This is a genomic window from Streptomyces sp. NPDC050485 (assembly GCF_044458185.1).
GTDB lineage: Bacteria > Actinomycetota > Actinomycetes > Streptomycetales > Streptomycetaceae > Streptomyces.
On the sequence record NZ_JBITHR010000048.1, the window covers coordinates 17,436 to 27,386 of the forward strand.

Annotated in this window: 6 protein-coding genes; 3 read left to right on the forward strand and 3 right to left on the reverse strand. The window is 71.7% G+C overall.

What is annotated here, in order from left to right:
* Positions 1-243 precede the first annotated feature (243 nt).
* Both ACIBK6_RS40605 and ACIBK6_RS40610 read left to right on the forward strand, forming a co-directional pair.
* Positions 244-1,032 carry an ABC transporter ATP-binding protein gene (locus ACIBK6_RS40605; RefSeq protein WP_399058219.1) on the forward strand — a complete coding sequence of 263 codons (789 nt, stop codon included), beginning with the start codon at positions 244-246 and terminating at the stop codon, positions 1,030-1,032.
* Entirely contained in the window at positions 1,029-3,608 is a 2,580-nt protein-coding gene (locus ACIBK6_RS40610) for an ABC transporter permease (RefSeq protein ID WP_399058221.1), read from the forward strand. Before ACIBK6_RS40605 ends, ACIBK6_RS40610 begins: the two co-directional genes overlap by 4 nt.
* Here ACIBK6_RS40610 and ACIBK6_RS40615 read toward each other — a convergent pair whose 3' ends face one another.
* The 3 genes from ACIBK6_RS40615 to ACIBK6_RS40625 are packed head-to-tail and all read right to left on the reverse strand — an operon-like array spanning position 3,609 to position 5,971.
* Positions 3,609-5,045 (reverse strand): DUF2079 domain-containing protein, encoded by a 1,437-nt coding sequence (locus tag ACIBK6_RS40615; RefSeq protein WP_399058223.1) that lies wholly within the window; start codon positions 5,043-5,045, stop codon positions 3,609-3,611.
* 16 nt (positions 5,046-5,061) lie between these two features.
* On the reverse strand, positions 5,062-5,490 hold the full coding sequence (locus ACIBK6_RS40620) for a hypothetical protein (RefSeq protein ID WP_399058225.1): 429 nt from the start codon (positions 5,488-5,490) through the stop codon (positions 5,062-5,064).
* Positions 5,483-5,971: a SigE family RNA polymerase sigma factor gene (locus tag ACIBK6_RS40625; protein WP_399058227.1), complete on the reverse strand. Its 489-nt coding sequence runs from the start codon at positions 5,969-5,971 to the stop codon at positions 5,483-5,485. Before ACIBK6_RS40625 ends, ACIBK6_RS40620 begins: the two co-directional genes overlap by 8 nt.
* Before the next feature lie 297 nt (positions 5,972-6,268).
* On the opposite strand from ACIBK6_RS40625, the gene mfd reads away from it, so the two are divergent.
* Complete coding sequence (gene mfd, locus ACIBK6_RS40630) at positions 6,269-9,802, forward strand: transcription-repair coupling factor (protein ID WP_399058229.1); 3,534 nt, start codon at positions 6,269-6,271, stop codon at positions 9,800-9,802.
* Positions 9,803-9,951: the final 149 nt, after the last annotated feature.

Consider the following 9,951-nt stretch of genomic DNA (forward strand, 5'->3'; position numbering starts at 1 on the left):
CTGGAGACGTAGACCCCTAAGGGGTGCTCCCTACTTAGGGGCAGGGGCTCGTCGTCCCGGCGGAGGACGTGGACACGGGGGCTCATTCCTTACGGTGGTCTTACGTCGCAACCGCGGCCGGGGGGTGGGGATAACCCCACCTCGAAGAGGGTGCCGGGCACCAATGTGCCGGGCCCCGACCGGCCGGGACACTCAAGACGTACGTCAGCACGACTGGCTGAAAGACGACCAAGGAGAATTACCGTGACAACGGCTGTGACCATTCCCAGGCACGGGGACACTGGAGGGCGTACGGCGGTCGCGGCACGGGCGCGCCAGGTCGTGAAGGCGTACGGATCGGGCGAGACCCGGGTGGTGGCGCTCGACCACGTCGATGTCGACATAGCCCGCGGCCAGTTCACCGCGATCATGGGCCCGTCCGGCTCCGGCAAGTCCACGCTGATGCACTGCCTGGCCGGGCTCGACACGGTGACCGGCGGTCAGATCTACCTGGACGAGACCGAGATCACCGGCCTCAAGGACAAGAAGCTGACCCAGCTGCGCCGGGACCGGATCGGGTTCATCTTCCAGGCGTTCAACCTGCTGCCGACGCTGAACGCGCTGGAGAACATCACGCTGCCGATGGACATCGCCGGGCGCAGGCCCGATGCGCAGTGGCTGGAGCGGGTGGTGGAGACCGTGGGCCTGGCGGGGCGGCTCAAGCACCGGCCGACCCAGCTGTCGGGCGGCCAGCAGCAGCGCGTCGCCGTGGCGCGGGCGCTGGCGGCCCGGCCGGAGATCATCTTCGGTGACGAGCCGACCGGAAACCTGGACTCGCGGGCGGGCGCCGAAGTCCTCGGCTTCCTGCGCCAGTCCGTGGACGAGCTGGGCCAGACCATCGTGATGGTCACCCACGACCCGGTGGCCGCCTCCTACGCGGACCGGGTGCTCTACCTCGCCGACGGCCGGATCGTGGACGAGATGTTCCGGCCGACCGCCGAGTCCGTGCTCGACCGCATGAAGGACTTCGACGCGCGGGGGCGGACGTCGTGACCGTGCTCAAGACCTCGATGCGCAACTTCCTCGCGCACAAGGGACGGATGGCGCTCTCCGCCGTCGCGGTCCTGCTCTCGGTGGCGTTCGTGTGCGGCACGCTCGTCTTCACCGACACCATGAACACCACCTTCGACAAGCTGTTCGCGGCGACCGCCTCCAACGTCACCGTCAGCCCCAAGTCGGGCGACGCCAGCCAGGGCGCCCGCTCCCAGACCGGCAAGCCCGAGGTGCTGCCCGCCTCGGTGGTCGAGCAGGTCAAGAAGGCGTCCGGCGTGCAGAAGGCCGAGGGCGCCGTCGGCAGCCCGAACGTCACGGTCGTCAACGCCAAGAACGAGAACATGGGCTCCTCCACCGGCGCCCCGACCATCGCCGGCAACTGGACCGACAACGACCTCAAGGCGATGGAGATCACCTCCGGCCGCGCTCCGCGCGGGCCGACCGAGATGATGGTCGACGCCGACACCGCCGCCAAGCACCACCTGAAGCTCGGTGACGAGCTGCGCACCATCGCCGTCACCGGCGACTTCACCGCGAAGATCACCGGCATCGCCACGTTCAAGGTGACCAACCCCGGTGCCGCGATCGTCTACTTCGACACCGCGACCGCGCAGCGCGAACTCCTGGGCGCCACCGGCCAGTTCACCGACATCAACGTCACCGCCGCGAGCGGGGTGAGCGACGAGCAGCTCAAGCAGAACGTGGCGGCCGCGCTCGGCGCGGGCCCGTACAAGCTGCAGACCGCGAAGGAGGCCGCGGACGCCAACCGCTCCGACGTCGGCTCCTTCCTCGACGTGATGAAGTACGCGATGCTCGGCTTCGCCGGGATCGCCTTCCTCGTCGGCATCTTCCTGATCATCAACACGTTCTCGATGCTGGTCGCCCAGCGCACCCGCGAGATCGGTCTGATGCGGGCCATCGGCTCCAGCCGCAAGCAGGTCAACCGCTCGGTGCTGCTCGAAGCGCTGCTGCTCGGCGTGTTCGGCTCGATCCTCGGGGTGGGCGCGGGAGTCGGTCTCGCGGTCGGCCTGATGAAGCTGATGGGCTCCCTGGGCATGGAGCTGTCCACCCGTGACCTCACGGTCACCTGGACGACGCCCGTGATCGGCCTGGTGCTCGGCGTCGTGGTGACGGTCGTCGCCGCCTATGTGCCGGCCCGGCGGGCCGGGAAGATCTCCCCGATGGCCGCGCTGCGCGACGCGGGCACCCCGGCCGACGGCAAGGCCGGTGTGATCCGGGCCGTCATCGGTCTGGTCCTGACCGGTGCGGGCGGCGCGGCGCTGCTCGGCGCCGCCAACTCCTCGAAGGCGTCGGCCGGTTCGGGCCTGCTCGGCCTCGGCGTCGTCCTCACCCTGATCGGTTTCGTGGTCATCGGGCCGCTGCTCGCGGGCGGTGTGGTCCGGGTGATCAGCGCGCTGGTGCTGCGGATGTTCGGCCCGGTCGGGCGGATGGCCGAGCGCAACGCGCTGCGCAACCCGCGGCGCACCGGCGCGACCGGCGCGGCCCTGATGATCGGCCTCGCGCTGGTGGCCTGCCTCTCGGTGGTCGGCTCCTCGATGGTGGCCTCCGCCACCGACGAGCTCGACAAGTCGGTCGGCGCGGACTTCATCGTGTCCTCCAGCACCGGCCAGCCGATCGTGCCGCAGGCCGCCGACGCCCTGAAGGGGACCCCGGGCATCGAGCACGTCACCGGCTACAAGTCGCTGGAAGCCAAGCTGACCGCCCCGGACGGCAAGACCGACGACGAGCACGTCACCGCCGCCGACCCGACGTACCAGCAGGACCTGCGGCGCAAGACCGTCGACGGCGACCTCGCGGCGGCGTACGGCACGAACGCCATGTCGGTCGGCGACACCTACGCCAAGGCGCACGGCGTCAAGGTCGGCGACGCGCTGACCGTCGCCTTCAAGGGCGGCCGCACGGCCAGGCTGAAGGTCGCGGCGATCACCTCGGACGACACCAACGTCGACAAGCGCGCGATGTACACCAACGTCACGACCGCCGCCCAGTACATGCCGGCCGACAAGATGCCCAAGAACATGCTGATGTTCGCCAAGGCGCAGAACGGCAAGGCGAAGGACGCCTACGCCGCGCTGAAGGAGTCGCTGAAGGCGTATCCGCAGTACAAGGTGCAGAACCAGGCCGACTTCAAGCAGACCCTGAAGGACCAGATCGGCCAGCTCCTGAACATCGTGTACGGACTGCTCGCCCTCGCGATCATCGTCGCGGTGCTCGGTGTGGTGAACACCCTCGCCCTGTCGGTGGTCGAGCGGACCAGGGAGATCGGCCTGATGCGCGCGATCGGCCTGTCGCGCCGCCAGCTGCGCCGGATGATCCGTCTGGAGTCGGTGGTGATCGCCCTGTTCGGCGCGCTGCTCGGCCTCGGGCTCGGCATGGGCTGGGGCACCACCGCCCAGAAGCTGCTCGCGCTTCAGGGCATGGGCGTCCTGGAGATCCCCTGGCCGACCATCCTCACCGTGTTCGTCGCCTCGGCGTTCGTCGGCCTGTTCGCCGCGCTGATACCCGCCTTCCGGGCGGGGCGGATGAACGTCCTGAACGCGATCGCCAGCGACTAGTCAGGCCTGAAGGCGCAGCACCACATAACCCGCTGCCACCCCGGTGACCGTGTATACGGCACCGGGGTGCAGCGTTCTGGCGTACTCCACGGGGTCGCCCGCCCAGCCGTCGGCGTTGTCGATCGCGATGTAGCGCGGGGTCACCGGGCGGGCGTCGCCCACCCAGAACACCCGGCAGCGGGAGGTGAGCCGGGCGATCGGCCCGACGTCCGCCTCCACCGTCGCGCCGTCGGGGATCCGGTCCAACAGGCGCTCCACGGCGGCCACTTGGGGACGTTTGCGGTACGTGGCCGACTCGGTCAGCGCGGCCAGCGGCAGCGAGGGGGTCAAGGCGAGGGCGGCGGCCGCCGCGCAGAACGGCAGGTTGCGGGCGTACGAGCGCAGCCAGGGGCGCGGGCTGCGGCGGGCGGTGGCCGCCGCGTCGGCGAGCGCGAGCGCGAGGACGGGCATCAGGACCGCGCTGTAGTGCCAGTCGGTGGACCAGTAGTGGTCGTCCGAGGACACGAAGCGCCAGCCGATGGTGGGCAGCGCGGCGAGCAGCAGCGGGGAACGCGGCGCGAGCAGGCCGGTGGTGGGGACCAGGATCCAGAGCAGGGTGCGCAGCTTGGTGTCCCCGGCGGCCAGCGGGCCCGCGCCGTCCATCTTGCTCCAGTAGTCGTACCCGTCCCCCGAGTTGAAGGCGGGGATGACGACGGTGAAGGTGACCAGGGCGGCCACCGTCCCGAAGGCGGCCACGGCCGCCGCCCATCGCACGGCGCGCGGCGAGACGCGGCGGGCCCGCACCGCGACGACGACGGCGAGCGCGGCGGTCGTCAGACCCAGGTCCTCCTTCACCAGGACCAGGGGCAGCGCGTACAGGAGCGCGGCGCGCCAGCGTTCGCGCAGCAGCGCCTCAAGCGAGAAGGCGATCAGCGGGACGGCGAAGCAGATCTCGTGGAAGTCGAAGTCGGCCGCGCGCTGCATCCCCCACGACAGGCCGAACGCGACCCCGACCGCGAGCCCGGGACCGCGGCCCAGCAGCCGCGCCGAGGCGCGCGCCACCGGGACGGCGGCCAGCGCGAACAGCGCGGACTGCGCGACGAGCAGCGTCACAGGGGTGGGGAACAGCCGGTAGGCGGGGGCGAGCAGCGCGGTCACCGGACTGAAGTGGTCGCCGAGGATGTTGGCGCCGGGCCCCTTCAGATCGGCGACCGGCGCCTGGAAGTGGGCGTAGGCGCGGACCACTTGCTCGAAGATGCCCAGGTCCCAGGAGAGCGTCTCCATCCGTCGGTAGCGGAGCACGGACAGCGCGGTGTACGCGGTGAAGAGCGCGGCGGCGAGCAGATAGGGGTCGGCTGCCCGCCGCTGGAGTATTCGGCCCGGCAGCCGGGCCCGCTGCGCGGCCTCGCCGCTGGTCTGCTGCGTGGGTTCGGGCGCGGCGAGCAGCACTCCGGACAACGTGGGGCTCCTTGGCTCAGTGGTTGGGGGTGGTCGGGGTGACGGTGCCGGAGGGGGGCGGGTCCGCGAAGGAGGGATCGGGGGACGGGGAAAGGGAGTCGGGGGACGAAAGCGAGGGGACCGGCGAGGGGGAGCCGTACGACGGCGTGGAGATCTGGAGGGTGGGCGAGCCGCCGGTCGGGCGGAGGGCGGGCGAGCCGCCGGTCGGGGTGGACGCGGGCAGCGCCGGCCCTCCCTGCTGGAGGCGCAGCCCGACGGCGGCGCCGGACCCGGCGAGCAGGCACACCGCGCACGCGGCGAGGGCGGCGAGGTTGCGGCGGCGGCGCCGCAGCCCGCGCGCCGCGACCCGCTCGGCAGGTTCGGGCACGATGCGCCGGCCGCCCGCGTCGGCGGCCCGCTTCAGCGCGCGGGCCAGGGACTGCTCGTCCCGGTGGAAGTCAGACACCGTGTTCCTCCTCCAAGAGGCGGGGCGCGAGGGCGGCCCGGGCGCGCGAAAGGTGGGTCTTGACGGTGCCGGCGGAGATGCCCGTCTCGTGTGCGACCTGGGCCACGCTCAGATCGCACACGTAGTGCAGTACGGCGACGCGGCGCTGGCGGTCGGACAGGCCGCGCAGGGCGTCGGTCAGGGCGACGGTTGTGGGGTCCGGTTCGGGGGCGGCGGGGGCGGCCTCGCTGTGCCGCCGCCAGGCCTCGGCGGCCCGGCGGCCGCGCCGCCACCGGCTCACGGCGAGCCGCCACGCCACGGTGCGCACCCATGCCTCGGGCCCGGCCCCGGCGTCGAGGCGGGCTCGGCGGCCCCAGGCCCGCACGAATGCCTCCTGGACCACGTCCTGGGCCTCGTGGAGGTCGCCGGTCATCAGATACACCTGGCCGACCAGCGGTTTTACGGAGTGAGCGTAGAACTCCTCGAACTCCTCGTCGGTCAATGCGGCTCCCGTGACTGGACAGATCTCACGGGGTATACGCCCCCGCGGCCGCATCCGGTTGACACCGCACGTCAAGTTTTAACGTTGATCGGCGAAAATCAGCCCCTGGGGGTCCCCCCTGGACGAGGTCCTTGGGGGAGCTTGAGGAGCGGAGCCCCCCAGGGCGGGGTTCGGGGGCGTGGCACTGGCCAGGACTGGACGGCGGGTGTCAGTGCAGCGTCGTACGCTGGAAGCCCCCCGGCCCGTCAGACGTGTCGGGCGGTTCGCGTTGCCCACTCCCCGGGATGGATGCCCTTCATGAGCCTGCACGGTCTGCTGGACGCCGTTGTACGAGACCCCGCGCTCGCCGAAGCGGTGAAGGCCGCCACCGACGGTCACCGGATGCACGTCGACCTGGTCGGCCCGCCCGCCGCCCGCCCCTTCGCGGTGGCGGCCCTGGCGCGCGAGGCCGGGCGCCCGGTGCTCGCGGTGACCGCGACGGGCCGGGAGGCCGAGGACCTCGCCGCCGCGCTGCGGTCCCTGCTGCCCCCCGACCAGGTGGCCGAGTACCCCTCGTGGGAGACGCTGCCGCACGAACGGCTCTCGCCGCGCAGCGACACCGTGGGCCGCCGGCTCGCCGTGCTGCGCCGCCTCGCGCACCCGAGCACGGACGACCCGTCGGCGGGCCCGGTCAGCGTGGTGGTCGCGCCGATCCGCTCCGTACTGCAACCCCAGGTGAAGGGGCTCGGCGACCTGGAGCCGGTGGCGCTGCGCACCGGGCAGTCCGCCGATCTGGGCGCCATCGTGGCGGGACTCGCGGCAGCGGCGTACGCACGGGTCGAACTCGTGGAGAAGCGCGGCGAGTTCGCGGTCCGCGGCGGCATCCTGGACGTGTTCCCGCCGACCGAGGAACACCCGCTGCGGGTGGAGTTCTGGGGCGACGACGTCGAGGAGATCCGGTACTTCAAGGTCGCCGACCAGCGTTCCCTTGAGGTCGCCGAGCACGGTCTGTGGGCGCCGCCCTGCCGTGAGCTGCTGCTCACCGAGGACGTACGCACCCGGGCGGCGGCCCTCGCCGAGGAGCACCCGGAGCTCGGCGAACTCCTCGGCAAGATCGCCGAGGGGATCGCGGTGGAGGGCATGGAGTCCCTCGCGCCGGTCCTCGTGGACGACATGGAGCTGTTGATCGACGTGCTGCCGAAGGGGTCGATGGCCGTCGTCTGCGACCCGGAGCGGGTGCGGACCAGAGCCGCCGACCTGGTGGCGACCAGCCAGGAGTTCCTGCAGGCGTCGTGGGCGGCCAGCGCCGGCGGAGGCCAGGCGCCCATCGATGTGGACGCGGCCTCCCTGTGGGGCATCGCGGACGTCCGCGACCGGGCCCGCGAGCTCGGCGTGATGTGGTGGTCGGTGTCGCCGTTCGCCGCCGACGAGGCGGATTTCGACGAAGACACCCTCAAGCTCGGCATGCACGCCCCGGAGACGTACCGCGGCGACACCCAGCGCGCGCTCGCCGACACCAAGCAGTGGCTCGCCGACGGCTGGCGCACGGTGTACGTGACGGAGGGCCACGGACCGGCGTCCCGCACGGTCGAGGTCCTCGGCGGCGAGGGCATCCCGGCCCGACTGGACGCGGAACTGGCCGAGTTGACCCCCTCCGTCGTGCAAGTCGCCTGCGGGGCGATCGACTTCGGGTTCATCGACCCGGCGCTCAAGCTCGCCGTCCTGACCGAGACCGACCTCACCGGCCAGCGCACCGCCAGCAAGGACCTGGGCCGCATGCCGGCCCGGCGCCGCAAGACCATCGACCCGCTCACCCTCGAAGTGGGCGACTACATCGTGCACGAGCAGCACGGCGTGGGCCGCTACCTGGAGATGGTGCAGCGCACCGTGCAGGGCGCGACCCGCGAGTACCTCCTGGTCGAGTACGCGCCCGCCAAGCGCGGCCAGCCCGGCGACCGGCTGTACATCCCCACCGACCAGCTGGAGCAGGTCACCAAGTACGTCGGCGGCGAGGCCCCCACCCTGCACCGGCTCGGCGGCGCCGACTGGACCAAGACCAAGGCGCGCGCCAAGAAGGCCGTCAAGGAGATCGCCGCCGACCTCATCAAGCTGTACAGCGCGCGGATGGCGGCGCCCGGCCACGCCTTCGGCGCGGACACCCCCTGGCAGCGCGAGCTGGAGGACGCGTTCCCGTACGCGGAGACCCCCGACCAGCTGTCCACGATCGCCGAGGTCAAGGAGGACATGGAGAAGACGGTCCCGATGGACCGGCTGATCTGCGGCGACGTCGGCTACGGAAAGACGGAGATCGCGGTGCGGGCCGCGTTCAAGGCCGTCCAGGACGGCAAGCAGGTCGCCGTGCTCGTGCCGACCACGCTCCTCGTCCAGCAGCACTTCGGCACGTTCACCGAGCGGTACGCCCAATTCCCGGTCGTGGTACGGGCGTTGAGCCGTTTCCAGTCCGACGCCGAGGCGAAGGCGACCCTCGAAGGGCTCCGGGACGGCTCCGTCGACCTGGTCATCGGCACCCACCGGCTGTTCTCCGCCGAGACCAGGTTCAAGGACCTGGGCCTGGTCATCGTGGACGAGGAGCAGCGCTTCGGCGTCGAGCACAAGGAGCAGTTGAAGAAGCTCCGCGCCAATGTGGACGTGCTGACGATGTCGGCGACGCCCATTCCCCGTACGCTCGAAATGGCCGTGACCGGCATCCGCGAGATGTCCACGATCACCACCCCGCCGGAGGAGCGCCACCCGGTGCTCACCTTCGTCGGGCCGTACGAGCAGAAGCAGATCGGCGCCGCGATCCGGCGTGAACTGCTGCGCGAGGGCCAGGTCTTCTACATCCACAACCGGGTCGAGTCCATCGACCGGGCGGCGGCCCGGCTGCGTGAGATCGTGCCCGAGGCGCGCATCCGGACCGCGCACGGGCAGATGGGCGAGTCCCAGCTGGAGCAGGTCGTGGTCGACTTCTGGGAGAAGAAGTTCGACGTGCTCGTCTCGACCACGATCGTGGAGTCGGGCATCGACATCTCCAACGCGAACACGCTGATCGTGGAGCGCGGCGACAACTTCGGCCTGTCCCAGCTCCACCAGTTGCGCGGCCGGGTCGGCCGTGGGCGCGAGCGCGGGTACTCCTACTTCCTGTATCCGCCGGAGAAGCCGCTGACCGAGACCGCGCACGAGCGGCTCGCCACCATCGCCCAGCACACCGAGATGGGCGCGGGCATGTACGTGGCGATGAAGGACCTGGAGATCCGCGGCGCGGGCAATCTGCTCGGCGGCGAGCAGTCCGGGCACATCGCGGGCGTCGGCTTCGACCTGTACGTCCGGATGGTCGGCGAGGCCGTCGCCGACTACCGGGCGCAGCTGGAGGGCGGCGAGCAGGAGGAGGCGCCGCTGGAGGTCAAGATCGAGCTGCCGGTCGACGCGCACGTCCCGCACGACTACGCGCCGGGCGAGCGGCTGCGCCTCCAGGCCTACCGGGCGATCGCCTCGGCCAACTCCGAGGAGGACGTCAAGGCCGTACGGGAGGAGCTCACCGACCGGTACGGCAAGCTGCCCGAGCCGGTCGAGAACCTGCTTCTGGTCGCGGGGCTTCGCATGCTGGCCCGCGCCTGCGGGGTCGGCGAGATCGTGCTCCAGGGCGCCAACATCCGCTTCGCACCGGTGGAGTTGAGGGAGTCGCAGGAGCTGCGCCTCAAGCGGCTCTACCCGCGTACGGTCATCAAGGTGCCCACCCGGCAGATCCTGGTGCCCCGGCCGACCGCCGGGAAGATCGGCGGGAAGCCGGTGGTGGGGCGGGAACTGCTCGCGTGGACGGGCGAGTTCCTGACCACGATCCTGGGGTCCTGAGAGCCTGCTTCTGAAGTGGCGGAAGGGCGGGGGGGGGCCCACGGCCCCCCCCCCCCCCCCCCGGGCCGCCCGGGGGGGGGGGGGGGGGGGGCGCCCCCCCGCCCCCCCCCCCGGGGCCCCGCCGCGGTGAAAGACCCCCCCCCGGACCC

What these genes read in the sequence shown, in the direction of transcription:
- mfd (WP_399058229.1), top strand. Translation starts at nt 6,269, where the DNA reads ATGAGCCTGCACGGTCTGCTGGACGCCGTTGTACGAGACCCCGCGCTC.